The 25,707-nt window shown below is 70.7% G+C and carries 18 protein-coding genes; 12 read left to right on the forward strand and 6 right to left on the reverse strand.

The features are described from left to right. Positions 1-4: 4 nt before the first annotated feature. Together AW274_RS13805 and AW274_RS13810 are read left to right on the forward strand one after the other, a co-directional pair. Complete coding sequence (locus AW274_RS13805; RefSeq protein ID WP_062431380.1) at positions 5-2,278, forward strand: ATP-binding SpoIIE family protein phosphatase; 2,274 nt, start codon at positions 5-7, stop codon at positions 2,276-2,278. A gap of 38 nt (positions 2,279-2,316) precedes the next feature. After that, positions 2,317-3,051, forward strand: coding sequence for an alpha/beta fold hydrolase (locus AW274_RS13810; protein WP_062431381.1), 735 nt, complete (start codon positions 2,317-2,319; stop codon positions 3,049-3,051). Here AW274_RS13810 and AW274_RS13815 read toward each other — a convergent pair. The 4 genes from AW274_RS13815 to AW274_RS13825 are packed head-to-tail and all read right to left on the reverse strand — an operon-like array spanning position 3,026 to position 6,130. After that, positions 3,026-3,868 carry a hypothetical protein gene (locus AW274_RS13815; RefSeq protein WP_062431382.1) on the reverse strand — a complete coding sequence of 281 codons (843 nt, stop codon included), beginning with the start codon at positions 3,866-3,868 and terminating at the stop codon, positions 3,026-3,028. The genes AW274_RS13810 and AW274_RS13815 overlap by 26 nt on opposite strands. A gap of 1 nt (position 3,869) precedes the next feature. Beyond that, a complete protein-coding gene (locus tag AW274_RS13820; protein WP_062431383.1) occupies positions 3,870-4,784 on the reverse strand; it encodes a hypothetical protein in 915 nt (304 codons plus the stop codon). Beyond that, the gene (locus AW274_RS41255) at positions 4,781-4,945 is read right to left on the reverse strand and encodes a hypothetical protein (protein WP_169806356.1); all 165 of its coding nucleotides are present in this window, start codon (positions 4,943-4,945) and stop codon (positions 4,781-4,783) included. The genes AW274_RS13820 and AW274_RS41255 overlap by 4 nt, the downstream gene beginning before the upstream one ends. Positions 4,946-4,984: 39 nt before the next feature. Then, the gene (locus AW274_RS13825; protein WP_062431384.1) at positions 4,985-6,130 is read right to left on the reverse strand and encodes an acyl-CoA dehydrogenase family protein; all 1,146 of its coding nucleotides are present in this window, start codon (positions 6,128-6,130) and stop codon (positions 4,985-4,987) included. Between the two features lie 186 nt (positions 6,131-6,316). On the opposite strand from AW274_RS13825, the gene AW274_RS13830 reads away from it, so the two are divergent. The 7 genes from AW274_RS13830 to AW274_RS13865 all read left to right on the forward strand — a co-directional run bounded on the left by AW274_RS13830 (position 6,317) and on the right by AW274_RS13865 (position 14,579). Continuing rightward, positions 6,317-7,714, forward strand: coding sequence for a hypothetical protein (locus AW274_RS13830; RefSeq protein ID WP_062431385.1), 1,398 nt, complete (start codon positions 6,317-6,319; stop codon positions 7,712-7,714). Next, a complete protein-coding gene (locus tag AW274_RS42630) occupies positions 7,714-9,252 on the forward strand; it encodes a class F sortase (RefSeq protein ID WP_157520149.1) in 1,539 nt (512 codons plus the stop codon). The genes AW274_RS13830 and AW274_RS42630 overlap by 1 nt, the downstream gene beginning before the upstream one ends. A 22-nt stretch (positions 9,253-9,274) precedes the next feature. Continuing rightward, positions 9,275-10,414: a hypothetical protein gene (locus AW274_RS13845; protein WP_232320102.1), complete on the forward strand. Its 1,140-nt coding sequence runs from the start codon at positions 9,275-9,277 to the stop codon at positions 10,412-10,414. A 208-nt stretch (positions 10,415-10,622) separates the two neighbouring features. After that, positions 10,623-11,438, forward strand: coding sequence for a hypothetical protein (locus AW274_RS13850; RefSeq protein WP_062431389.1), 816 nt, complete (start codon positions 10,623-10,625; stop codon positions 11,436-11,438). 7 nt (positions 11,439-11,445) lie between these two features. After that, on the forward strand, positions 11,446-12,255 hold the full coding sequence (locus tag AW274_RS13855) for a class F sortase (RefSeq protein WP_083974132.1): 810 nt from the start codon (positions 11,446-11,448) through the stop codon (positions 12,253-12,255). Between the two features lie 22 nt (positions 12,256-12,277). Then, positions 12,278-13,363 (forward strand): prolipoprotein diacylglyceryl transferase, encoded by a 1,086-nt coding sequence (locus tag AW274_RS13860; RefSeq protein ID WP_062431390.1) that lies wholly within the window; start codon positions 12,278-12,280, stop codon positions 13,361-13,363. 70 nt (positions 13,364-13,433) lie between these two features. Continuing rightward, entirely contained in the window at positions 13,434-14,579 is a 1,146-nt protein-coding gene (locus AW274_RS13865; protein WP_062432007.1) for an acetyl-CoA C-acetyltransferase, read from the forward strand. Here the strand turns inward: AW274_RS13865 and AW274_RS13870 are convergent. Both AW274_RS13870 and AW274_RS13875 read right to left on the reverse strand, forming a co-directional pair. Next, positions 14,576-14,935, reverse strand: a complete 360-nt coding sequence (locus AW274_RS13870; RefSeq protein ID WP_062431391.1) for a VOC family protein — start codon at positions 14,933-14,935, stop codon at positions 14,576-14,578. The two genes, AW274_RS13865 and AW274_RS13870, sit on opposite strands and share 4 nt — an antisense overlap. Then, complete coding sequence (locus AW274_RS13875; RefSeq protein WP_062431392.1) at positions 14,932-15,981, reverse strand: LacI family DNA-binding transcriptional regulator; 1,050 nt, start codon at positions 15,979-15,981, stop codon at positions 14,932-14,934. The genes AW274_RS13870 and AW274_RS13875 overlap by 4 nt, the downstream gene beginning before the upstream one ends. A 147-nt stretch (positions 15,982-16,128) precedes the next feature. On the opposite strand from AW274_RS13875, the gene AW274_RS13880 reads away from it, so the two are divergent. The 3 genes from AW274_RS13880 to AW274_RS13890 are packed head-to-tail and all read left to right on the forward strand — an operon-like array spanning position 16,129 to position 25,706. Further along, complete coding sequence (locus AW274_RS13880) at positions 16,129-17,922, forward strand: glycoside hydrolase family 127 protein (RefSeq protein WP_157520152.1); 1,794 nt, start codon at positions 16,129-16,131, stop codon at positions 17,920-17,922. After that, on the forward strand, positions 17,923-22,656 hold the full coding sequence (locus AW274_RS13885) for a discoidin domain-containing protein (RefSeq protein ID WP_198169169.1): 4,734 nt from the start codon (positions 17,923-17,925) through the stop codon (positions 22,654-22,656). It abuts the gene before it with no gap. Positions 22,657-22,667: 11 nt separating this feature from the next. Continuing rightward, the gene (locus tag AW274_RS13890; RefSeq protein ID WP_198169170.1) at positions 22,668-25,706 is read left to right on the forward strand and encodes a family 43 glycosylhydrolase; all 3,039 of its coding nucleotides are present in this window, start codon (positions 22,668-22,670) and stop codon (positions 25,704-25,706) included. Position 25,707 lies beyond the last annotated feature (1 nt).

A 25,707-nucleotide genomic window follows, 5' to 3' on the forward strand; every position in this document is an offset into this window, starting at 1 on the left:
TCGGATGAAGCGTTGGGGGGACCTGTCGCAGGACACGACCGACCACCTCTCCGCGGGCGCGGTGCTCGACCAGGCGGAGTTGGCCGTCGTCGTCACCGACAGGTTCAGCAACGTCCTTTACTGGAATCCCTTCGCCGAGCAGCTGTTCGGCCGGCCGGGCTACGCCCACGGGCGTGATGACACGATCTCCATCAGCATCATGGAGCGTGATCACCCGCTGGGCGTCGAGCTCGCGAAGCACGTGCTCAAGGGCAACGTGTGGGAGGGCACCTTCGACGTCGTCCGCCACGACGGCACGCTGATCTACGTGCGGGCCCAGGCGGTGCCCATGCGGCACACCTCGGGCTCGGTCACCGGCATCGTGATCACCGCCCGCGAGGCGATGAAGAGCAACGAGCGGGAGAAAGACCGCTTCGGCCTTCTCGAGCGCATCGGCGAGCGGCTGGCCGGCTCCCTCTACGTCGAGGAGACCCTGAACCGGGTCGCCGAGATGCTCGTGCCGCAGTTCGCCGACCACTGCTTCATCGACCTGATGGAGGGCGAGCGGCTGGTCCGCAAGGTCTCCACCCACGTCGGCGGCTGGCAGCCCCCGGCCGACTCCTGGAGGCCCGTCGGCGCCGAGGTCCGCTATCCCATCGGCCACTACGCCGACAGCGCGATGCGCCGCCAGGAGACCATCCTGGTCGAAGACTTCTCCCAGGTCAGCTACCCCTCGATCAGCGAGGGCGCGGCCCGGGTCGACGGCGAGGTCGGGGTCACCTCGGCGATCGTGGCGCCGCTGTGCGCCCGCGGCGAGTCCCTCGGGCTGATGTACCTGTCGATGTCCAACCTGACCGACCGGCGCTCGCCCCACTACGACGCCTTCGACCGCGACTTCGTCGGGGCCATCGCCACCCGGGTCGCCATCGCCGTCGACAACGCCCTCCTGTTCGAGGAGGAGCGCCACACCGCCGAGTCGTTCCAGAAGCACCTGCTGCCGCGCGAGCTGCCCAAGCTCGACGGCCTCGAGATCGCGGTCCGCTACCTCCCGGCCGCCCCGCTGTCGAGCCACGGCCAGGGCATCCAGACCCAGGTCGGCGGCGACTGGTACGACGTGATCCCGCTCTCGGCCGGTCGCGTCGGCATCGTGATCGGCGACGTCGAGGGCCGCGGCGCCAAGGCCGCCGCCGTGATGGGCCAGCTCCGCGCCGCCCTGCGGGCCTTCGCGCAGGACGACAAGCCCCCGGCCGACATCCTGGCCCGCCTCGACGAGTGGACCCGCATACTGGCCTCTCCCGAGGAAGACGACTACGGCGCCGACGTCACCAGCCCGCCGATCGTCACCTGCCAGTACATGGTCTACGACGCCTGGTCGCGCGAGTTGTCGTTCGCCAACGCCGGGCACTCGCCGCCCCTGCTGATCGTCGACGGCTCCGTCACCGAGCTCGACATCGGCGACGTCGGCAAGCCGCTGGGCGTCCGGGCGACCGGCGTCCACGCCGACCTGGTCTACAAGGAGGAGACGCGGGTGCTGCCCCCGGGCGCCACCCTGCTGCTCTACACCGACGGCCTGGTCGACCGGCGTCCCCACCGCGAGTCGGGCACCCCCTCGCGCGACCTCGAAGAGGCCGTGCGGGTGCTCTGCGACGAGATCTCCAAGATCACCGACGAGCCGGTCGAGCGCATCGCCGACGTCGCGACCAGCGCGGTGCCCGGTGAGATCGACGACGACATGGCGATCCTGGTCGTCCGGTCGGGCGGCGGCGAGCTGGAGTTCGAGGAGTCCGACTACCCCGCCCAGCCGATCATGGTCGGCGAGGCGCGGCGCATGGCCCGCAACGCCTTCGAACGCTGGAACATCCCCGAGGAGAAGGGCGAGCTGGCCTGCCTGCTCGTCTCCGAGGTGGTCACCAACGTCGTGCTGCACGCCGCCTCGGCCAGCGCGCCGCGCCGCGAGCTGGTGCTCGACGGGCCGCCGCTGCCGTTCGACGAGTCGTGGGACTTCCCCGATCTCGAGGTCGACCTCGATCTCGACCTCGGCCGCGAGGGCATCGCCGCCCTCAACGCCGCCGCCGACCCCGAGAAGAAGTTCACGCTCCGGCTCCGGCGCGGCGGCGAGTCGATCTGGGTCGAGGTCTTCGACCAGGACCTCCGGCTGCCCCGCATTCGCAGCGCCGGGGAGAACGACGAAGGCGGGCGAGGGCTTTACCTGGTCGACCAGCTGGCCCGGCGCTGGGGTTCCCGGCCCACCCCCGACGGGAAGGCCGTCTGGTTCGAGATTCCGGTCGGCGGTCGCTGAGCTGGCTTTCCCATGGTTTCGGTGTTTGACTCGAAGCCATGGAGCTGGTCTACCGCCGCACGGGAGCCGGCCCGCCCCTGGTGCTGATGCACGGGATCGGGCACCACTGGCAAGCCTGGCAACCGGTCATCGGCCTGCTCGCTCGCCACCATGACGTGATCGCCGTCGACCTGCCCGGGTTCGGCGCCTCCCCGCCCCTGCCGCCGGGCACCCTCTCCACCGCCGAGTCGCTGGCCTACGCCGTCGAGACCTTCTGGCACGACCTCGGCATCGAAGACCCCCACGTCGCGGGCAACTCCCTCGGCGGCTACCTCGCCCTCGACATGGCCTCGCGCGGGGTCTGCCGGACCGCCACCGCGATCTCCCCGGCCGGATTCTGGTCACGTACCGAACTGCTCTGGCTCCGTACGGTGCTGAAGGCGATGCGGGCGGGCCCGGTCAACCGCCGGGGCCTGGGGCTGGTCGTCGCCCATCCCGAGCGGGTGTCCGACGAGGTGCTGCACGCCGGAATGCTGGCGCTCAAGGAGGCCCCCGGCTTCTACGAGACGCTCGACGCGTTCTACTGGATGCCGCCGCCCGCGCCGCCGAAGGTGCCGGTCACGATCGCCTGGGGCGAGAAAGACCGGATGTTGCCCAAACGGCAGGCGGTCAGGGCGGGGCGGTGGGCGCAGCGGCGGGTGCACCTGCTGCCCGGTTGCGGGCACGTCCCGATGACCGACGATCCCGAGCTGGTGGCGCAGGTGCTGCTCATGGGAGCACGCGCAGCGAACTGACGATCGTGTTGATGTCGGGCCACAGGCGTTTGTGGGTCTCCGGGATGGTGATCCAGATGACCGACGGGCGGTCGGCGCCCGTCTCCACCGCGACGGCGACGGCCAGTTCCAGCTCGGCCTTGCGCCCCAGCTCGCTGGGCGGCATGCGCATCTCGCGGGCCACCAGCCAGCCACGGGGGATCCGCTGTGAGGCGACATCCTTGCCCTCGGTGCCGCGCGGGAAGTTGTTCTCCTGTTTGTAGTCGAGCATCGCGACGGCCGCGTCGTACGGGCTGTCGCCTCCGTCGACGTCGCTCCACAGGCGCTGGGCGTCGATGTCGGCGAACCACTCGCTGTCGAGGTCGGGGCCGAACTCCTCGGTGACGAAGCTCTGGCGGGTGGAGTAGCGGCCGTCGGAGAACAGGCCCTCGGGCTGGCCCTTGGCCGGTTTCCAGGGTTTGCCGAGCTCGGCGTAGCGGACGCGGGCCTTGCGGTCGCGGACCTCGCCGATCACCTGCGAAGGGGTGCCGGAGTACTTCTTGAGCCGGACGACGGTGCCTTCGGGGATGCGGTCGACCGCCAGGGACGGCGACGGCGAGGGGGTCGGCTCCGGGGTCGGGGTGGCGGTGGCGGTCTCCTCCGGCGTGGGGGTGACCATGGCGACCGGGGTCGGCGGCGGGGGCGGGTCGCTGACGGGCAGCGCGGCCGGGGCGCCCGAGTTCGCGGCCAGGGAGATGCCGGTGATCACCTGGGTGACCAGGAGGGCGCCGCCGAGCAGGTTGGCCCACACCGGGATCCGGACGTAGAGGCGGCGGGCCCTGGGGGAGACCTGAGGCATGTCAGCCCGCCTTCGGAAGCAGGACCAGGCCCGCCTTGCGGGCGTCGCGCACGCTCTGGCGCAGCGCGGCCTCGACCCGGGCGGCCTTCTCGGTCAACGCGTCGATCTCCTCGGTGGCCAGGCGGTCGCGGACGGTCCGGGCCAGCAGTTCGGTGTAGGCGTCGCCGTCGTCGGCCAGGTCCTGCAGGGTCTGCCACTCCTGGTAGGCGTCGTCGGCGGCCATCACCCGCAGGGCGTAGTCCTCCAGCGCCTCGACCCGTTCGGTCAGCGAGTCGGTGGCCAGCTTCATGGCGCTCTGGTGGGCGTCGAGCAGATCCTGGATGCGGTCGGTGACCTTGCCCTTGCGGGCCGCGCGCTGTTCGCGGCGCAGCCGGGTCATCTCGGCGAGGGTCTCGGCGATCTCCCACTCCTGGCGGGGGAGGGTGACGGTGTTGGCGATGTCGTCGAGCAGGCCGGCCTTGTTGACGCTCGATTCGAGCACGGCGGCGACCGCCTTCTGGGTGCGCTCCAGCAACTCGGCGTCGCGCAGGTGCAGGTCGGCGATGTAGCGGCCCTGGTGCTTGCGGGCCAGCTTGGCGACGGGCGATTCGCCCGACAGGGCCAGCAGGACGAGGAATGCCACCGCCTCGACCGCGAGGCTCATGGTGAAGGCGGGGGCGAAGCCGTAGAAGAACCAGATCATCAGCTGGACGACCTGGAGAGTCGCGCCGAGCGGGAACCACCACCGGCCGTGGAGGCGGCCGATCACGACGGGCAGGAAACCCCAGAGCGCGGCCGAGAGCAGGGCTTTCCAGACATCGGCGCCGATCCGGCCGCCCCAACGGGGGCGGCCGGGGACCGGGTGGAGGAACTCGGGGGCCGAAGCCATCAGCGCCCGCTCGGCAGGGGGCAGCGCCGGGTCGAACGCGGGTTTCATCGGATGGTCTGACCCCAGATCAAGAGCATGGCGATGATGAAGACGATCATTACGCCGCCGTAGGCGACGGCGCCCAGCCGGAAGAACCGGCGCACCTTGTTCAGCAGCCAGGCCGCCAGGAACGCCAGGAAGACCAGCAGGATCAGCCCGGTGATTTCCATGGGGCCAGTATGAAGCTTTACCGCCGCTTTTGGATCGGTTCAGAACCCGAATGATCTGCCGATGATCTCCTTCATGATCTCGGTGGTGCCGCCGTAGATGGTCTGGACGCGGGCGTCGAGCCACGCCTTGGCGACCGGGTACTCGGTCATGTAGCCGTAGCCGCCGTGCAGTTGCAGGCAGCGGTCGATGACCTTGTTCTGCAGCTCGGTCGTCCACCACTTGGCCTTGGCGGCGTCGACCGGGGTCAGGGTGCCGGCGTTGAGCGCGGTGACGCAGGTGTCGACGTAGAGGCGGGCGATCTCCACTTCGGTGGTCAGCTCGGCCAGCACGAACCGGGTGTTCTGGAAGCTGCCCAGGTTCCGGCCGAACGCCTTGCGGTCGCGGCAGTAGTCGATCGTCGTGGCCAGCACGGCCTCGGCGGCGGCGACCGCGACCACCGCGATCGACAGGCGCTCCTGCGGCAGGTTGGACATCAGCTGGAAGAAGCCCTGGCCGTCGGCGGGCCCGAGACGGTTGGCCGCCGGGACGCGGACGTTCTCGAAGAACAACTCGGCGGTGTCCTGCGCCTTGAGGCCGACCTTGTCGAGGTTGCGGCCCCGCTCGAAGCCGGGCATGCCGCGCTCGACCACGAACAGCGTGGTGCCGCGCGCCCCCGCCGCCGGGTCGGTCTTGGCCACCACGACCACCAGGTCGGAGTTGATGCCGTTGGTGATGAAGGTCTTCTGGCCGTTCAGGACGTAGTCGTCGCCGTCCTTCTCGGCGGTGGTCCGGATGCCCTGGAGGTCGCTGCCGGCCCCCGGCTCGGTCATCGCGATGGCGGTGATCAGCTCGCCGCTCACGAAGCCGGGCAACCACCGGTCCTTCTGCTCGTCGTCGGTCAGGTCGACGAAGTAGGGGGCCATGACGTCGTTGTGCAGGCCGAAGCCCAGGCCGCTGGCGCCCGCGCGGATGATCTCCTCGATGACCACGACGTTGAACCGGAAGTCGGTGATCCCGATGCCGCCGTGTTCCTCGGGGACGGACATGGCGAACATGCCCAGGTCGCCGGCTTTCTTCCAGATCTCGCGGGGGACGATGCCGTCCTTCTCCCACTGCGGGTGGTTCGGGATGACTTCGCGACTCATGAAATCGCGCACGGTCTCACGGAAGAGCTCGTGCTCCTCCTCGAAGAGGGTTCGCTCCATGACAAGCAGAATACGATTCTGTTACCCCTCGGAACATGCTGGGGAGCGCATCACAAGTGCGCCACGTTCCCACCAATCCTCTTCCTTAACCCCATAAGATCTACCTTCGGTTTGGTATGCCGCGATATCGGAGTGTGGGCAATGCGGTGGGAACGAACGCGTCGGCGGTGGGCCGCCCTGGGAGCGGTGGGTATTGCCACTGCTGGCGCACTGATCGTCTTCCCCGGCACCAGCCAGGGTTCGGCAGAAGGTCCCTACTACTTCAAGTGCGTCGGCCCGCTGGCCGACGGTCAGACGATCGCGGCGTCGATCTCCCTTTCGTCCAAGGAACTGACGGTCGGGCAGCAGCTGGTCATCAACTGGCAGCTCGGTGACGCGCAGCGCAGCGTGAAGGTCCCCGACCCGCTGAACCCCAACCACGACAAGGGCGGCCATCTCGCGGTCACCGCCCGCGTGAAGGCTCACGGCGTGTGGACCGGCCAGGGCGCGATCGACTCGACCGGCACCCGCCTGGTCGAGGCCGACGACCTGCGCACCGGCAAGCCGCTGTCGCTCGGCCTGGTCTCGCCTGGTCTGGCGACCGCCGAGAAGGCGGGCGCCGGGTCGATCGAGGTCGGCCCGATCATCCTCGACCTCGCCGACGTCGAGTCGACCTGGAACAACGACTTCACCCCTGTCGGCGACTTCTCGCACTGGTATGGCCCTGGCTGGAACCTGGTCAACGACCCGCTCGCCTACCACGGCAAGACCCACTACGGGCAGGACCTCCGCGAGGCCAAGAACGAGGGCGACGAGGCGACCTTCACCTTCGTCGGCACCGGCGTCGACCTCTTCGGCGACAAGAAGAACGACATGAGCGAGTTCACGCTCGTCACCGACCAGGGCAACCCGCCCGACGAGGCCTCCGAGCGCTACAACGCCTACTGGCAGGTGGCCGGCGAGCGCCGGGTGCTGGAGAGGTTCCCCGCGGCCACCGACCTGCCCTACGGCAAGTACACCGTGACCGTGAAGAACCAGACCCAGGACAAGTTCGCCCGCGTGGACGCCTGGAAGGTGTACGCCAACACGGCCGACAACCTGAACGCCTCGCCCTACCGCACGGTCTGCAGCCCCGAGCCGAAGTTCCCGCTGATCCCGCTCACGGTGACCGCGGGCGGCGGCGGCAACGAGTCCCCCTCGCCCGACCCCTCCGGCAACCCGTCGCAGACGCCCTCCGGGAACCCGTCGGTCACGCCGTCGGTCACCCCGACGACGACCCCCTCGACCCCGCCGAGCGGCTCGCCGACCCCCACCGGCAACCAGAGCCGGCCGCCGGCGCCGCAGGAGAACTTCACGCCGCTGGTGTCGGTGGTCGTGCAGGGCACCCCGACCCCCACGGCGACCACGACCGTGACGCTGACCTCGACCCCGACCGTGGCGCAGGTCGCGATCACGCCGCTGGGCGGCGCGCAGACCGGTGAGGCGCCCGAACGGTCGAACCCCGGCGCCGCGGTGCTGGTGGCCGGTGCGTTGCTGCTGATGGGCGGCATGCTGAGCGGATTCAAGCTGCTGCGCAGGCGCGCGGCCCACGCCGGGGAGCGGTGATGACGGACAAGCGCAATCCCTACCCGACCCCCGACCCCGAGCCGGAGGAGGAGCAGCCGAAGGCGGCCTCTCCCGGCGCGATTGTTCAGCACCCCTACGACCGGCTGCTGAAGGCGACCGGGCACAAGCTGGTGAAGGGCGACAGCGGCGACAAGCCGGCCAGCCCCATCAACCCCAAGGCCGACGAGGAAGCCGACTCGACGGACACCACGGCGATCCCGGCGGCTTCCGCCGGTGACGTGCCCGGCGCGGTCGCGCCCGGTGGTGTGGTCATGGTCCCGAGCGGCTCGGTGCCGCCGGGCATGGTGCCCGTCGTGATGGTGCCGGTGAACCAGGTGCCGGGCGCTCAGGTGCCCGGCGCGGGCATTCCGGTCGCGGGTGTCCCGGGAGCTGCCGTTCCCGGTGCGGGTGTCCCGGGTGCCGGTGTTCCCGGCGCTGCTGTTCCTGGTGCGGGTGTCCCCGGCGCCGCTGTTCCGGGCGCGGTGCCCGGGGCGCAGGCCGGTGCGGCGGGCGCTCCCGGCGCTCAGGTCCCGGGTGCGGGTGTTCCGGGTGCCCAGGTTCCTGGTGCCGGTGTTCCGGGTGCCCAGGTTCCTGGTGCCGGTGTTCCGGGTGCGGGGGTTCCTGTTGGTGCGGTTCCGGTTTCCGGTACGCCCTCCGGTCAGCTCGTGCCCGTCATCCAGGTCCCCGCACAGGCGCCGCCGCCCGGCGGCATGTCCAAGCGCACCCTCACGGCGCTGCTGGTCGGCGGTTCCGCCAGCGGCATCGCGGCGATCATGGCCGGGCTGCTGATGGTGCTCTCGCCGACCGGTCCGATCGAGGAGCCGCCCGACGAGGTCAACATCCAGGCCGCCGGCAACTCCTACGTCATCCCGCCGACCGTGGGCCCCGGCGGCCCCGGAGTGCCGCTGACCGCGGCCGACCCGACCGCGCCGCCGCCGCAGCCGGCCACCCAGCCGGTCGCTCCGCTGACCCTGTCGCCGCAGGTCGTGGCGCAGGCGAACGGGGCGGGTCTCAACGTCGAGGTGCCGAAGCCCGCCGAGAAGGCGAGCCCGGAGCCGAAGGTGACCGCGCCCAAGACGTCGAAGCCGCTGAAGATCAGCATTCCGGCCGTCGGCGTGAACCGGGCCAAGATCGGCACCGTGGGCGTGACCAAGAAGGGCGAGATCGCGACCCCGTCGATGGCCAGGCCCAAGGAGACCGCCTGGTACAAGTTCGGGCCCGCGCCCGGCGACCAGGGTCCGGCCGTCATCCTCGGCCACGTCAACACCCGCTCGGGCGCGGCGGTGTTCAGCCGCCTGCGGGACATCAAGCGCGGCAACAAGATCAGCATTCTGCGCGCCGACGGTAAGCTGGCGGTCTTCACGGTCGACGGCGTCGAGCAGGTCAGCAAGAAGGCCTTCCCGACCAAGCGCGTCTACGGGAACACCATCACTTCGAGCCTTCGGTTGATCACGTGTGGTGGTGCCTACAATGCGAAGACCCATCACTACACCGACAACATCGTCGTCTACGCGACCCTGACCGAGGTCCGCGGGTAGACGGCGTATCCGGGGGCAAGCGATGAGGATGCTGAAGACTCGCGCCCGTTTCGCCGTGCGCGGAGCGGGCGCCGGGGCCGCCGCCGCCCTGCTGTTACTCGGCCTCCCCGCGCTGGCCGGCAACAGCGACGGCACGACGACCTACGGCTGTCACCGGGGCGCCGAGACGTCGTCGACGCCCTACCAGGTGCGGGTGCTCATGGGGGCGCCCGATCAGCCGACCCCCAGTGGGCCCGTGTCGGTGACGTGGAGCCTGCTCCCGGCGACGCCGACGGCCAGTGGCGGGCCGGTGCTGAGCCTGCCGACCCCGCTGGCCGTGGGCGACCAGGTCGCCGCTTTCGGCGTGCTGCGGGCCACCGGCCCGGCCATCGACGGTACGACCCCCACCCCGACCCCCACTCCCACCCCCAGCCAGACCCCGAGCACGACGCCCAGCGGGTCGGCCAGCCAGACCCCGAGCCAGACCCCCAGCCAGACCCCCAGTGCGACGCCGAGCCGGACTCCCAGCACCACCCCCAGCACGACCCCCAGCACGACGCCCAGTACGACGCCCAGCCAGGACCCCCTCGACCCCGACGACCCCGGCGACGACCCGGTGTACGCCGGTGCGACCGCCAACGCCACGGTGATCGTGAACACGGCGGTCACGCAGGGCGCCACCGTGTGGCCGATCCCGCCGCTCGTGGGCATCGTCACCCCCAAGGCGACCGGCGTGTTCGAGGTGTCCGCCCGGGAGTTCACGGTGCGGGTCAGGCCCTCGGGGGCCTCCTCTGACACCGTGCTCTACAACTGCAGCCTGCCCGACAGCGCCACCCCGGTCGCGCTGAAGATCACTGTGGTCGCGTCGCCGACCCCGACGTCGTCCACGACCCCCAGCTCCACGCCGACCCCGACCCCCACGCCGACCGGCAGCGGCACGCCGACCCCCAGGGGCACGGTGACCGCGACCGCCACGGTGACCGCGCCCACGCCGGTCGACCGCTCGACCCGCACCGCGACGGCCACCGTCACGGCTCAGGTGGAGACCCCCGACGGGGGCGTCGCGACCGGTGGAGGAGGCTCTCTGGGGCCCGACGGACGGGTGCTCGTGCTGGCCGGAGGCACCGTCACGCTGGCCGCGATGGTGGGAGGGCTGATGCTCAGGAGACGTGTGGTTTCTTGACGAAATCTTGACTGATTGTCGTCAGAGTTGGGGTTATCTCTGCCTTCTCCCAGGCTTTGTCCCTAGGATCTCCCCATCCGCCATGAAACGGTCATCGAATCTGAAACGGAGAGAGTCAGTGCTGAAGTGCAAGGCACGGCGACGCATCGCTACCAAGGCCGCCGCCGCCGGTGTGGTCAGTGCTGGTCTTCTTCTTGGTCTCGGTCCCATGCTCAGCAGCGCCACCGCCGACACGAAGACGGTGACCTACAGCTGCGCCGCCTCGCTCAACGGCGCCGCGATCGGAACCGGCGTCGACTATGACGTGGTCGTCAATCTGACCGCCGCCACGGCCGCGACCGTCGGAACCCCGTTCCCCGCGAGCGTGGCGTTGAGCGGCGACGACCGCCCGGCGGCGCCGGTGGCGATCCCGACGACGGTGCAGATCCAGGTGATCACCGAGATCGAGGTCAAGGGCAACGGCGGCGCGGCCGCGGTCGCCACGACGGTGGCCCCGACGGCGACGCTGATCCCGACGGCGGAGATCACCCAGGGCGCGACGCTTCCGCCGCTGCCGACCGTCACGGCCTCCATCACCCCCTCGACCGGTACGACGCAGCTCACCCTCACGGCGAAGAACTTCACCATCCGCCTGATGGGCACCGGCGGCACGACCGAGCTCGGCAAGTACGTCTGCAGCCTGCCTGCGGCGGGCGGGGCCGTCACCCCGACCCCGGCCAGCGCGACCCTGAGCGTGACGACCGCGAGCACCACTCCGAGTCCGACGCCCACCCCGTCGACCACGCCGACGCCCACCCCGTCGACCACTCCGACCCCCCGGGCCACCCGGACGGTGACCGAGACCGCCACGGCCCCCGCGCCCGACGACCAGGTCGAGACGCCCGACGGCGGCGTGGCCACCGGTGGCGGCGGCATGCTCGGCCCCGACGGCCGGGTGTTCGTGCTGACCGGTTCGGCGATCGTGCTGGCGGCCGGCATCGGCGGACTGATGCTGCGCTCCCGGCGACGGCCGCAGCAGGGATGAGGCGCCGGTGACCGGCTATTACCCGCAGGATCCGAATCAGCCGCAGGGCTACGTCTACTACCAGCAGGTTCCGGCGCCGCAGCAGGAACCTGAGGGGCAGAACGGCACTCAGCTCGTCCGGTTGGTGCTGATCATCGCCGCGGTGGCCGGTCTCCTGACGGTCGGGCTCGGCCTGGTGTTCATCCTGGGCAACCCGGAGGAGTACGGCGAGGCCAACCGGGTCAACCTCAAGATCCCCGAGGGCATGGTCGCCGAGGTGGGCCGCGGCGGTGGTCCCGAGCTGCCGCAGGCCGTGGCGGAGGCGCCGGCGCCGCTGCCGCCGTTGACGCCGGTCGCCCCCATGAGCCAGCCGTCGTCGCCCAAGCGCCTGATCGTCAAGCGGCTGAACATCGACGCGCCGATCCGTTCGGTGGGCCTCGACAAGACCGGCGCGATCGAGCCGCCGCCGCTGGCCAACACCAACCTCGTCGGCTGGTACCGGAAGGGGCCGACCCCGGGTTCGGCCGGTCCGGCCACGCTGGTGGGTCACCGCGACACCGCGACCGCCCCGGCGGTGTTCAACCGGCTCGACGAGCTGAAGTACGGCGACACGATCGAAGTGGTCAGGCAGGACGGCACCGTCGCGATCTACACGGTCGGCGGCATCGAGCAGGCCGACAAGACGACGTTCCCGACCGACCGGGTCTACGGCGACAGCGACATGGCCGAGCTCAGATTGATCACATGTGCCGGAACATTCAACCGCACCACCCGTCACTACGTGGACAATGTCATCGTTTACGCGACGATGACAGGGACCGGCCTAGCCTCGTCCTGACTTCTACGTAAGTGAGGGGCACATGGGTCTTCTCTCCAATCTGCTGCTGCCCGGCCGTCTGCGCACCGGCCCCACGGTCGTGGTGCCGGCCAAGATCAAGCCCGAGGCGATCCTCGAGATCGTCCGGCTGGCCGACCCCCAGGCGGAACTCGACGGCGCCGACGTGCTGGCCGCCGCGACCCGCATCCACGACGGCGTCGAGCTGACTCCCGACCTGCAGAAGAAGCTCGGCCTCGACGGCGAGGAGAAGCTCTGGGCCCACCGCGTGGTGGCCGAGCGCCCGCTGCCGGTCGACTACTACGACAAGCTGCTGGCGGCGGGCCTGGCCTACCGCCTGGGCGGCTACTGTCTGTGCGAGGGCTCGGCCGACGACCCGGCCGAGGACGTCGAGCTGGAGTACGCGGTCTACCTCCCGGCCGTCGAGGAGTCGGAACTGACCCCGGCCCTGGAGAAGATCCTCGGCACCGACGACGACGCCGAAGAGGCCCCCGCGACCGCCGCAGACGCGGACGCCTCTCCGGAGGCCGCCGAGACCGGAGCCGATGACGGCCACGCGGCAGGTGCCACCCCTGCCGAAGCCCCGGAAGCAGCGGACGAATCGGCCCAGGCCGCCGACGACACCGCCGAGAGCGATGCCGCCGAAAGCGACCCTGCCGAGAGCGACGCCGCTAAGGACGAAGACGCGGCCGCCGCCGGCGAATCGGATGACGCCGCCGAAGCCGGAGACAAATCCGGCGAAGCCGCCGAAAGCGACGCCGCCAAGGGCGAAGCCGTGACCGCCGCCGATGAATCCGATGAGGTCGTCGAGGCCGCTCCCGCCCGTAGGTCGCGTTGGTCCTCCGACGGCGTCTACGAGGCCGCCGGGTTCCGGGTCGCCGTGACGCCCGTGCACCGGTTCCCCGCCGCCGTCGCGGGCCTGATGCCCTACGCCACCGAGGTCGTCAGGATCGCCGTCAGCGCCGCCGACGAGCTCGACGGGGACGCCAGGATGCTCGAGCCCGGCAACGTCGCCCTGGCCCTCGGGACGGCCCTTGACGGTCCCGTGGTCGACCACTGGGGATTCCAGGTCTTCGAACCGGCCGATCTGCTGCCGCCCAGGAGCGTCTAGGGGGCGACTGTTGTAGCCTCCGAAGTAACGACCGAATGTTGCTCGGTTTCGTGAACAGGTGGAGGCCATCGTGGCAGAGGCGTACATCGTCGGTGCGGTTCGCACTCCCGTCGGCAGGAAGAAGGGCGGGCTGTCGGCCGTCCATCCCGTCGATCTGGCCGCGTATCCGCTGAAGGAGCTCGTCGACCGGACGGGGATCGACCCGTCCGCCGTCGACGACGTGATCATGGGCTGCGTCATGCAGTTCGGGCCGCAGTCCATGGACATCGCGCGGAACGCGTGGCTGAGCGCGGGCCTGCCCGAGACCGTGGCCGGCGTCACGATCGACCGGCAGTGCGGGTCGTCGCAGCAGTCGATCCACTTCGCCGCCCAGGGTGTCATGTCGGGCACGCAGGACCTGGTGGTGGCGGCCGGGGTCGAGTCGATGTCGATCGTCCCGATGGGCTCCAGCATCACGGCCGCCCTGGAGAAGGGCATGCCGTTCCCGTTCGGCGAGAAGTGGGTCGAGCGCTACGGCATGCAGGAGATCTCCCAGTTCCGGGGCGCCGAGCTGATGGCCGAGAAGTGGGGCCTGTCCCGCGAGGACATGGACCGCTACGCCTACGAGAGCCACCAGCGCGCCGCCAAGGCCGTCGCCAACGGCTACTTCCGCGACCAGATCGTCCCGGTCAACGGCGTCGAGGACGACGAGGGCCCGCGCCCCGACACGACGCTGGAGAAGATGGCCTCGCTGAAGCTGCTGCGGGAGGGCGGCCGGATCACGGCCGCGACCTCCTCGCAGATCTCCGACGGCGCCGGCGCGATCCTGGTGGCCTCGGAACAGGCCGTACGCGACCACAACCTGACCCCCAGGGCCCGGATCGTCACCCTGGCGCTCACCGGCGACGACCCGGTCTACATGCTGACCGCGCCGATCCCGGCGACGAAGAAGGCGCTGAAGCGGGCTGGGCTGAGCATCGGCGACATCGACGTGGTCGAGATCAACGAGGCGTTCGCGCCGGTCCCGATGGCGTGGATGAAGGAGCTCGACGCCGACCCCGACAAGACCAACCCGAACGGCGGCGCGATCGCGCTGGGCCACCCGCTGGGCGGCACCGGCGCGATCCTGATGAACAAGCTGCTGCACGAGCTGGAGCGCACCGGCGGCCGCTACGGCCTGCAGACGATGTGCGAGGGCGGCGGTCAGGCCAACGTGACCATCATCGAGCGGCTCTAGCCCTCGGGGCAGACGTCGATCAGGTGCCCTTCCGGGTCGGCGATCACGGTCCAGTGGTCGCCGCCCGGCTGGAAGTCGGGCTTGGTGGCGCCGAGCGCGAGATACTCCTCGACCGCCTTGGCGACGTCGGGCACCCGGACGTCGAAGTGGAACTGCTTGCCCGGCCCGGGCCACGGGGCCGGGGTGCGCTCGGGCACCCGCTGGAAGTAGAGGGTCGTGGTGCCGTCGCCGATGGCGCTGTACTCGTCCTGGTTGTGCTGGACCTCGAAGCCGAGGACGGCGGCGTAGAACTCGGCGAGGGTCTTCGGTTCGGCGCAGTCGATGTTCACTGCGATCAGTTTCGCGATCGTGGTCATGGCGGTGATCCTCCTCGCGATACCTGCCAGGGAGTGTCAGGAATGCCGGGCGCGGTCGAATCGCGGATGACCAGCCGCGTGGGCATGCTGTGCACGCCCGGCGTGGCCTTGCCGTCGATGGCGGCGAACAGGTGCTGGGCGGCGGTGTGGCCGAGGCGTTCCAGGTCGGGGTCGATCGTGGTGAGAGTGGGCCGGGTCTCCTCCGACAGCACCTCCCAATTGTCGTAGCCGACGACCGCGATGTCGTCGGGCACCCGCCGGCCGCGTTCCCTGGCGGCCTCGATGAAGCCGGCCGCGATCTGGTCGTTGCCGCAGAACACCGCGTCGATCCCGGGGTCGTTCAGCAGCAGCATGTCGGCAGCGAGGCGGCCCCAGCGCTGGGACCACGCGCCGTAGAAGGTCTCGCCGGCCTGTGCCAGGCCGGCCTCCTCCAAGGTCTCCTGTACGCCCTCCGCCCGGTCGGCGGCCGCCTTGTAGGTGGTGGGCCCGGTGATGTGGGCGATGCGGGTGCGCCCGGTCGCGATCAGGTGGCGGACGGCCAGCCGCGCGCCGCCTCCGTCGTCGGGCACGAACGACACGTCGGCCGGATCGGCTGAGGGCGCGTAGGCGTACACGACCGGAACCGGCACGTCTTTGGTGATGGACGGCCGGGGGTTGGTGCTCTCGCCGACGACGATGAGGCCGTCGACGCGGCGGGACAGCAGGGTGCGCAGGTAGTGCTGCTCCCGGATGGCGTCGCCCCGGGCGTCGCAGAGGAGCACCGCCATCTCCCCAGCTCCGAAAGCGTTTTCCGCACCCAGCAGGACCGGGATGCCGAACCGGCCGACCATGTCGCTCGTGAGCAGCCCGACGGTGCGCGTCTGCCCGCTGAGCAGGCCCTGGGCCAGCAGATTGGGTTGGAAGCTGAGCTGCGCCGCGGCGTCGAGAACCAGTTGCCTGGTGGTGGCCCTGACGTCGTCGCGGCCGTTGAGCGCCTTGGACGCCGTGGCGACGGAGACGCCCGCCAGGGCGGCCACGTCGGTTATGGTCGCACGTCTCGTCGTCACTAACGAAAACCCTTTCGTCTGGCATCCGCTGGTCAAACGGCATCATACCCGGACGACCGTTGACAGTGATGCAGGTTTCTTCTACGTTACGAAAACCTTTTAGGTTATTTCGGTCGTTGTCTCGGGGGGCAGCGGAAGGAGCTCTGCGTGATCGGTCCGGTGCTGCCCTCCTCCGGCGTCTCGACCCCTCTCGGCCTGGACGCCGTGCGTCCCGCGCCCGGTTTCTGGGGCGACCGGATCGGGCTGAACCGCGAAGTCACCCTGGCCCACTGCCGGGAGCGGATGGAGCGGGAAGGCTGGATCGCCAACTTCAGGGGCGAGTTACCCCGAAGGGGCCGGGAGTCCAGCGACGCCGAGGTCTACAAGCTGCTGGAGGGCCTGGCCTGGGCCGACCACCCGGCGCTGCCGGAACTGGCGGGAGTCGTGGCCCGCGCCCAGGAGGCCGACGGCTACCTCAACACCCGGTGGAAGCACGCCCGCTACACCGACTTCGAGTGGGGCTGCGAGCTCTACTGCCACGGCCACCTCATCCAGGCCGGGATCGCCCGCCTGCGCACGCACGGCGAGGACGAACTCACCCAGGTCGCCCGCCGGGCCGCCGACCACGTGTGCGACCGGTTCATGGACACCGCCGAGACCTGCGGGCACCCCGTGGTCGAGACGGCCCTGGTCGAGCTCTACCGGGCGACCGGCGTGGAGCGTTACCTGGAGATGGCCCGCCGGTTCGTCGAGCGCCGGGGGCTGCCCGCGCTGGGCGACGTCGAGTTCGGGCGCGGCCACTTCCAGGACGACGTCCCGGTCCGGCGGGCATCGGTGTTCCGCGGCCACGCCGTGCGGGCGCTCTACCTGGCCTGCGGGGTCGTCGACGTCGCGGTCGAGACGGGCGACGCCGGCCTGCTGGAGGCCGTCGAGGCGCAGTGGGCGGCGACGGTCGCCCGCCGCACCCACCTGACCGGCGGGATGGGCTCGCGCCACTTCGGCGAGTCGTTCGGGGAGGACTTCGAGCTGCCGCCCGACCGGGCCCACGCGGAGACCTGCGCCGGAATCGCGTCGTTCATGCTGGCCCACCGGCTGCTGCTGGCCACCGGCGACGTCCGCCACGCCGACCTGGCCGAACGCACGCTCTACAACGTGCTGGCCACCTCACCGGCGCCCGACGGCGAGTCGTTCTTCGCCGCCAACCCCCTCCAGGCCCGCACGCCGGCCGAACGCGCGCCGTGGTCGGCGGCGGCCTGCTGTCCGGGCAACCTCGCCCGGACGTTCGCCGCGTTGCCCGCCTACCTCGCGGCGGCCGACGGGGCGGGCGTGCGGATCCACCACCACACGCCCGCCGAGATCCGGCACGCCGGGCTCGTGCTGAAGGTGGAGACCGGCTACCCGTGGTCGGGGCGGGTCGCCGTCACGGTGGCGGAGAGGGGGACCGGGCCGATCGCGCTGCGGGTGCCCTCGTGGGCCGTGGGCGCGACCCTCTCCTACGGCGAGACGCGGCGGGTGGTCGCGCCCGGCTACGCCGTCGCCGAGGTCGACGGCGGGTGGCGGCCGGGCGACGTGATCACCCTCGACCTGCCCGTCGTCTCGCGATGGACCGTGCCGGACGCCCGGATCGACGCGCTCAGGGGCAGCGTCGCCGTCGAGCGCGGCCCGCTGGTCTACTGCGCCGAATCGGCGGGTGACGACCCTCCGCTGGCCCGGGTCGTGGTCAGGCCCGACGCGGCCGTGGAGCACGTGGTCGACGGCGCCGTGGAACTGGACGTCAAAGCGGCGCTCATCTCAGGGGCGCCGACCGGCTGGCCGTACACGGCCGAGATGGAAACCCCGGACGAGGAGCCGATCACCCTGCGGCTGGTGGCCTACCACCGCTGGGGCGAGCACGGGCCCGCGACGATGCGGGTCTGGCTTCCCGTCGACACCGCCCGATCCCGGTACCTGGAGGAAGTCTAAATGAGCACCAGACGCACAGGCAGGGCGCCGACGTGGCTCGCCCTGGCTGCGCTCACTGTGGCGGGCCTGGTCGGCCTGCCGCCCGCCGCCCACGCCGCCTCGCCGATCCTCCCCGGGAACGAGGGCGACGTCGGGGTCTACACCAACGGCCAGAACCACGTGATGGAGATCGGCGACCCGGTCTACGGCAACGTGGGCGACGTCGCCGACCAGCTCAAGCCCGGCGTTCCGTTCACCGCGTCGAGCATGCACCGGTCGATCTTCGACAAGGACCTCGCCGCGGGCGGGACCGACTACTACCTCGACCGGGTCCTGGGCGTGCGGGGCACGATCGGGTCGGCCGTGCTGATGACCCGGGGACGCTCGCTCTACATGCGCGGCGCGAGCAACGCCAACTTCACCACCATGGGCTTCGCCGGCAGCGCGTTCGTCGGCGGCCCGAACAGCCTCGGCAACTTCTACACGGTCACCGTGCCCGGCCAGACCGTGACCGAGGTGAACGCCAACCGGTTCAACGCGCCCTCCCACGCCAGGAGCCGCTACACCGTCGGCACGACCGGCGTCACCGCCGACCTCACCAAGTTCATCACCTACGAGAACGTCGCCGTCACCGCGATCACCTTCGACAACCCCGGCGCGTCGGCGGCCACCTTCACGGTCCGCGCCGCCTCGCCGCTCGCCACCCAGGCGGGCGACGGCGACGCCGAGCTGACCGGCACCCGGACCATCATGAGCGGGTCGAACAACGGCACGATCGACTCGCCGTGGAACCAGATCAGGGTCAACCTGACCGGCGCCGGGTTCACCCGGACGGGCGCCAACCTCGACCGCGAGGTCACCGTCCCGGCGGGCGGCTCGGTCTCGTTGTCCGTCGTCGGCGCGGTCACGCAGGACTCGCTGCCGCAGGCGACCACGGAGTACCGGGCGTACGCGGGCAAGAGCCCGGCCGAGGCGGTCAAGGACGGCGTCACCGCCTTCAACCGCCGGTGGGCCGAGGACGTGCCCTACATCGACGTGCCCGACCCGGCGCTGGAGAAGGCCATCGTCTACCGCTGGTGGGGCGAGCGCTACAACTCGCTGGACGCCAACGCGACCGGCTACGTCTACCAGTACCCCACGACGATCGAGGGGGTGAACCTCTACCAGAACGCCGTGGCCCTGACGCAGCCCATGCACCTGCAGGACACCAAGTGGCTGCGCACGCCCTACCTGCCGTACGGCCAGATCCTCAACATCGGCGAGTTGTCGGGCTCCTCGGCGTTCCTGGACAGCCCGGGTCACACGAGCTGGAACAACCACTACTCGCAGTACATCGGCACCGCCGGGCTGGAGGCCTACGGGGTGCACGGCGGCGGGGCGGAGATCGCCCGCAAGTTCGCCCACTACTTCGAGGGCGACGGCGAGGGCCAGCTGGAGCACTACGACGGCAACGGCGACAAGCTGATCGCCTACGACACCAACTACATGCCCGGCAACGACTCCGACGCCATCACCTTCGGCTTCCCCAAGGTCGGCAGCGGCACGCCGGGCGCGCGCACCATCGAGCGGCCGGAGTCGGCGTACGTGTGGGGCGCCTTCGACGCCGCCCGGCAGCTCTACGCGATCTCCGGGGCCGACCAGGCCAAGGTCGACGAGATGGCCACCAGCGCCGACGGGATCCGCGACGCGATCCTGAGCCGGTTGTGGAGCCCGGACATGCGGATGTTCCTGGCCGCCACCTCCCACGGGGCGACCAGCGGGCCCAGCTCCAACGGCACCGCCAACCCGCTGCCGGTCGCCGCGCGCGGGCTGATCCCGTCGAAGGAGTCGAACCTCTACGACGTCTACTCCGAGAACCTGATCCCGTTCGACCAGGCCGCGAAGTACGTCGACGGCTACCGCTTCCTGACCTACGGCGACAACTTCCCGATCTTCCCGTTCTACACGGCCAACCAGTACGACAAGACGGCCTACGGGATCGGCGGCTCGAACAACTTCTCCAACATCAACTTCACCGTGCAGTACCGCGCGGTGCGCTCGGCCCTGCGGCACTACGACCCGGCGGGCAAGTACATCACCCCCGCCTACGCCAAGCGGCTGCTCGACTGGATGGCGTGGAGCATCTACCCGGGCGGTGACCTGCGCGCGCCCAACCAGTCGGAGTACTACTCGAACTGGAACCCGGCGACCCGGACGTACAACAGGAACAACCCGAACCACGTGATGCTCGGGAACATGAACTACATCTTCGTCGAGGACATGGGCGGCATCCAGCCGCGCACCGACGACAAGATCGAGCTCTGGCCGATCGACCTCGGCTACGGCCACTTCATGGTCAACAACCTGCGCTACCACGGCCAGGACGTCACCCTCGTCTGGGACCCCGACGGCAGCGTGTACGGCCTGGGCGCGGGCTACAGCCTGTTCCTCAACGGCGAGCGCAAGTTCGCCACCGACAAGCTGGGCAAGGTCGTCTACGACCCCGAGGCCAACACCGTCACCCCGGCGGCGGGCGTCACCGTGACGTTCACGGCCGCCGAGGGCGACGACTTCCCGAGCGCGGTGGACACCCCCATCGAGGACGAGCGTGTCGTCTCCTACCTCAAGACGGCCGGCGTCGACCTCACCGAGGACGCGCCGAACCTGGCGAAGGGGGCGACGCTGACCTCGTCGTACACCCAGCAGGGCGCGCGGCCCGCGCCGTGGCGGCAGTTCCACACGCCCGGGTACAGCAGCACCCTGATGAACTACACCCCCGGCGCGATCAAGGAGCTGGAGCGCCCCGTCGCGCTGGCGGCCGTCACCGACGGCGTGACCGCCAACGAGCCCTACTGGGGCAACCACGGCACCACCGTCAAGAACGGGTTCGTCGAGCTGGACCTGGGCGCGGCGAAGTCGTTCGACAACGTCAAGGTGTTCTTCGTCAGCGACCGCCAGGCCGGCGGCTACCACGAGCCCGCCCGCTGGTGGGTCCAGGTGCCCGACGGGAACGGCGGCTGGAAGGAGGTGCCGGGGCAGTTCAAGAACCCGGCCGTGCCGACCGCGAAGTTCAACGAGGCGCTGTTCGACGCGGTGACCACCGAAAAGGTGCGCGTCGCCTTCACCAACAGCCCGTCCTACTTCACCGCCATCGCCGAGATCCAGGTCTTCGACTCCGGCCGTGAGGTTCCGGACGTCGCCAACCAGGCCCCCTCGGTCACCGCCTCCCGCGACGCCTCGCAGGACGGCAACCTGTCGACCCGCGTCGTCGGCACCGCCGCCGACGACGGCGTGCCCTACGACGAGGAGCTCACGTACGGCTGGGAGACCGTCTCGGCGCCCGAGGGCGCGGGCGTCATCTTCACCGACCCCCACGCGCTGACCACCCGGGTAACCGGCACCGTCGAGGGCGACTACGTGCTGCGGTTCTTCGCCGACGACGGCGAGGAGCGCACGACCGCGACCGTCGCCGTGACCCTCGCCAAGAAGGCGGTCAGCGCCGAGTTCGGCTCGACGGCCACGATCACCTCCAGCGGGTCGGCGTCGTGGGAGAACCAGGCCCGCGTCAACGAGGCCACCACGCCGAGCAGCTCCAACCCCGGCTCCGGCAACGGCTGGGGCACCTGGGGCCAGCCGCGCAGCGGCACCAGCACCGCCACCGAGGCGTACCTCCAGTACACCTGGTCGGCGCCGGTCCGGCTCTCCTCCACGGACATCTACTGGTACGACGACAACGGCGGCACCCGCCGCCCGACGGCCACCACCTACGCCATCGAGACCAGCAGCGACGGCACGACGTGGACGCCGGTCACCCTCACCGGAGGCTCGTCGTACGCGGCCGGTCTGGCCACCAACGCCTACAACCGGTTCGACTTCACCCCGGTCAGCACGAGCCGGATCCGCATCAGGATCTGGGGCCTGATGACCGGCGGCGCGGGCACCGGCGTGCTGCGCTGGCGCGCCAACGGCGAGACCATCGGCTCGGTGGCCTCCCCGGTGCTGATCCGGACCGGCGTCGGCCTGGTCCCGACCCTGCCCGCGACGCTGGACGCGACGTACACGAGCGGCGGCCCCGCCGAAGTGGCGTTCACCTGGCAGCCCGTCACCGCCGACATGGTCGCCGAGGCCAACGTCGACCCGTTCGTCGTCTACGGCACCAACGACGCCTACGGACTGATCGCCGAAGCCCGCGTCTACGTGCGGCCGGAGATGTCGGAGGGCGGCATCTCGATCCAGGGCGCCGAGACGTTCGAGCGGCACGTCGACGTCGGCGAGCAGCCGGTGCTGCCCACCAAGGTCGCGGTGTCCTACAACGACGGCTCCCGCGACAACCAGGCCATCGGCGTGAACTGGCGCTACGACCCCGCGGTGGTGAACACCGACGGGACGTACACGATCATCGGCGACCTGGTCCTGCCGTCCTACGTCAACCAGGCGGGCACCACGCAGACCACCCTGAAGCTCGTCGTCGGCGAGGGCGGGCCGAGGTTGGCGACCACCGCCACGCCCAAGACGCAGTGCACGGGCGGCAACGCCTACCTGTCGCTCAGCGTGCGCAACGACTCCGCCGGGCCGCTCACCGTCGAGCTGGGCACGCCCTACGGATCGAAGACCGTGACCGGCGTCGCGCCGGGCAAGAACGCCTACCAGTCGTTCAACAGCCGCGCCACGTCGATCCCGGCCGGCACGGCGACCGTCAAGGTCACCGGAACCGTCGACGGCCAGCCGGTCACCGAGACGGCGACGGTGCCCTACACCGCGCGCGACTGCGGATGAGGACGTCCCCTGTGAAGATCGCCATCCGGGCGGCGGCCGCCGTGTCACTCGCGGCCGCCTGCCTGGCCGGGCTCCCCGCCCCGGCCCATGCCGACTCCTACACCTTCACCAGCACCGTCAACCCGATCCTGAAGGACGGCAGCTACTACTCCGCCGACCCCGCGCCCCTCGTCGTCGACGACCGGTTGTTCATCTACACCGGCCACGACCAGGCCGGACCCACGACCAACGACTTCATCATGAATGAGTGGGGCGCGTTCACCACGACCGACGTCGAGTCGGGCCAGTGGACCCACCACCCCTCGCTCATGCGCCCGGAGGCGGTCTTCGCCTGGGCGACCCCGGGCCGCGCCTACGCGGGCCAGGTCGTCGAGGGCGTGGACGGCCGTTTCTACTGGTACGTCCCGATCAACGAGCGCGACAGCCCCGCCTCCGACAAGTTCGCCATCGGGGTCGCGGTGTCCGACTCGCCGACCGGCCCGTGGACCGACCACGCGGGCGGGCCGCTGGTCTCCCAGCGGGTGCCCACGGCCAACACCATCCACAACATCGACCCGACGATCCTGGTCGACGGCGGGCGGGTCTTCCTGTGGTGGGGCTCGTTCGGCAACCTGCGCATGCTGGAACTCGCCGCCGACATGAAGACCCCCGTCACCACCCAGCGCACCGTCACCGGCCTGACCGGGTTCTTCGAGGCCGCCTGGGCCTTCAAGCGGGGGAGCACCTACTACCTGGCGTACGCCGGCAACAACGCCGGCCCGGCCTCGCAGTGCACCCCGGCGAACTACCACGCCTGCATCGCCTACGCGACCGCCACCACCCCCGAGGGCCCCTGGACCTACCGGGGCACCATGCTCCGGCCGGTCTCCTCGACCACCAGCCACCCGGGCATCCTGGAGTTCGACGGCAGGTGGTACATCGCCTACCACACGGCCGACGCCGCCGGCGGCAACCACTTCCGCCGGTCGGTCGCCATCGACCCGGTCGAGTGGGACGACAGCCAGAACCCGCCGCGCATGAAGCTCGTCACGCCGACCCCGGTCAAGGGCCGCGACCTCACCCCGCGCGCGAACATCGCGCAGGAGGCGAAGGCCGCGGTCTCCAACGAGCCCGTCCCCACCCAGTACTGGATCAAGTCGCTCAACGACGAGATCGTGCGGCCCAACCCGCTGCCGCCGGACATGTGGGGCACCTGGACCGGCAGCAACCCGCCGCAGCAGTGGGCCCAGTACACCTGGGACCAGCCGATGCGGATCTCCGGCTCCCAGATCGACTTCTGGAACGACTCGGCGCAGGGCAGCGGCGTGGGCGTCGCGGCCCCCGCCGGTTGGAAGATCCAGTATTGGAACCTGGCCACCGGCCAGTGGGCCGACGTGCCCGGGGCGAGCGGCTACCCCACCGGCACGCAGGGTTTCCAGAACACCGACTTCGACCCCGTCACCACCACCCAGGTGCGGGCCACCTTCACCGCCTCCACGAACGGCAGCACCTACTCGGCCGTCGCGGTGGAGGAGTGGAAGATCCTGGCCGCCCAGCCCGCCGACGTGACCCCGCCCGCCATCAGGGTCGAGGTCGGCGAGCGCGAGCTGCCCGCCACCGTCCCGGTCGTCTTCGGCGGCGAGACGTTGCGCGTCCCGGTCTTCTGGGACGCCGTGACCGCCGGTCAGGTCGCCGCGCCCGGCACGTTCCCGGTCGGTGGGACCGTGCTCGGCTACGCGGCCGGACGGGTCACCGCTCAGGTCACCGTCCTGTCGCCGGAAGGCGCGGAAGGCGACGTGACCAAGCCCACGCTGACGCTCACCCCGAGCGGCAGCGCCGGGACCGGCGGCTGGTGGCGGTCGGCGGTCAGGGTCAGGGCCGACGGCGTCGACGACACCGGCGGCCGGATGACCATCGAGACCAGGGTCGACGACGCGGCCCCGGTCGTGACCGGCGACACCCGCGTGGCCGACGCCACCGTGACCGGCGAGGGCTCGCACACCGTCACGGCCACGGCCACCGACCGCGCGGGCAACGTCTCCGACCCGGCCTCACTGACGGTGAAGATCGACTCCGTCGCGCCGGTCTCGGTGGGGACGTTGAACGCCAACCGGACGGTCAAGGTCCTGGCCAGCGACCTCACCTCGGGCGTCGCGGCCATCGAGTACGCCGTCGGCGCCGGCCCCTGGACCCCGCTCGCCGGCGGGGTCGTCACGCCGCCCGACACGAACAAGCACACGGTGTCCTACCGGTCGACCGACCGGGCGGGCAACGTCGAGACGGCCAAGACCGTCGTCATCCCGGCCGACCTGTCCGCACCGCTCAACGGCAACATCGCGCCGATCGCGACGCCGACCGCCTCGTACACGGCGGGCTGGAACTCCCTGACCGCCCTCAACGACAACGCCGACCCGGCCAGCCCGAGCCAGGCGCAGATCTGGGGCACCTGGTCGGGCACCCGTCCGGCCACCCAGTGGACGCAGTACGAATGGTCCCGCCCGGTCAGGATCGTGCGGTCGGAGCTCAAGTTCTGGCGCGACTCCAACCAGGGCACCGGAGACGGGGTCGCCCAGCCCGACGGGTGGGTGCTCCAGTACTGGGACGGTGAGTGGAAGGACGTGCCCGGCCCGTCGGGCTACGGCACCAGCACGACCGCGTTCAACTCCGTCGACTTCACCCCCGTCACCACCTCCCGCGTGCGGGCCACCATCAGGGCGAACGGCAACGGCGTCACCCACTCCGCGGTCGCGATCACGGAGTGGCGCGTCTTCGCCCAGGAACCGGCCCCCGCCGAACTCCCCGTCACCGTCACGGTCACCCCGCGCTGCCTGGCCGGCAAGGCGTACGTCGCCGTGCAGGCGCGCAACGACCACGACGCGGCGGTGGACCTCACCGTCGAGACCGCCCACGGCACGAAGACCTTCACCGGCGTCGCGCCGGGCGCGAACGCCTACCAGTCGTTCGCCACCCGAGCGGTCTCGATCCCGGCCGGCTCGGTCACCGTCACCGCCACCGACGGGGAGACGACCTCCGCGCACGCGAAGGACCACTCCGCTCTCTCCTGCACCTGAA

The sequence above is a fragment of the Herbidospora daliensis genome, from assembly GCF_001570585.1.
In the GTDB taxonomy this organism is placed as follows: domain Bacteria; phylum Actinomycetota; class Actinomycetes; order Streptosporangiales; family Streptosporangiaceae; genus Herbidospora; species Herbidospora daliensis.

Bases quoted from the DNA above. Each gene is read 5' to 3' on its own strand.
- AW274_RS13805 (WP_062431380.1), top strand. From the start codon at position 5: ATGAAGCGTTGGGGGGACCTGTCGCAGGACACGACCGACCACCTCTCC.
- AW274_RS13810 (WP_062431381.1), top strand. From the start codon at position 2,317: ATGGAGCTGGTCTACCGCCGCACGGGAGCCGGCCCGCCCCTGGTGCTG.
- AW274_RS13815 (WP_062431382.1), bottom strand. From the start codon at position 3,868: ATGCCTCAGGTCTCCCCCAGGGCCCGCCGCCTCTACGTCCGGATCCCG.
- AW274_RS13820 (WP_062431383.1), bottom strand. From the start codon at position 4,784: ATGAAACCCGCGTTCGACCCGGCGCTGCCCCCTGCCGAGCGGGCGCTG.
- AW274_RS41255 (WP_169806356.1), bottom strand. From the start codon at position 4,945: ATGGAAATCACCGGGCTGATCCTGCTGGTCTTCCTGGCGTTCCTGGCG.
- AW274_RS13825 (WP_062431384.1), bottom strand. From the start codon at position 6,130: ATGGAGCGAACCCTCTTCGAGGAGGAGCACGAGCTCTTCCGTGAGACC.
- AW274_RS42630 (WP_157520149.1), top strand. From the start codon at position 7,714: ATGACGGACAAGCGCAATCCCTACCCGACCCCCGACCCCGAGCCGGAG.
- AW274_RS13845 (WP_232320102.1), top strand. From the start codon at position 9,275: ATGAGGATGCTGAAGACTCGCGCCCGTTTCGCCGTGCGCGGAGCGGGC.
- AW274_RS13850 (WP_062431389.1), top strand. From the start codon at position 10,623: ATGCTCAGCAGCGCCACCGCCGACACGAAGACGGTGACCTACAGCTGC.
- AW274_RS13860 (WP_062431390.1), top strand. From the start codon at position 12,278: ATGGGTCTTCTCTCCAATCTGCTGCTGCCCGGCCGTCTGCGCACCGGC.
- AW274_RS13870 (WP_062431391.1), bottom strand. From the start codon at position 14,935: ATGACCACGATCGCGAAACTGATCGCAGTGAACATCGACTGCGCCGAA.
- AW274_RS13885 (WP_198169169.1), top strand. From the start codon at position 17,923: ATGAGCACCAGACGCACAGGCAGGGCGCCGACGTGGCTCGCCCTGGCT.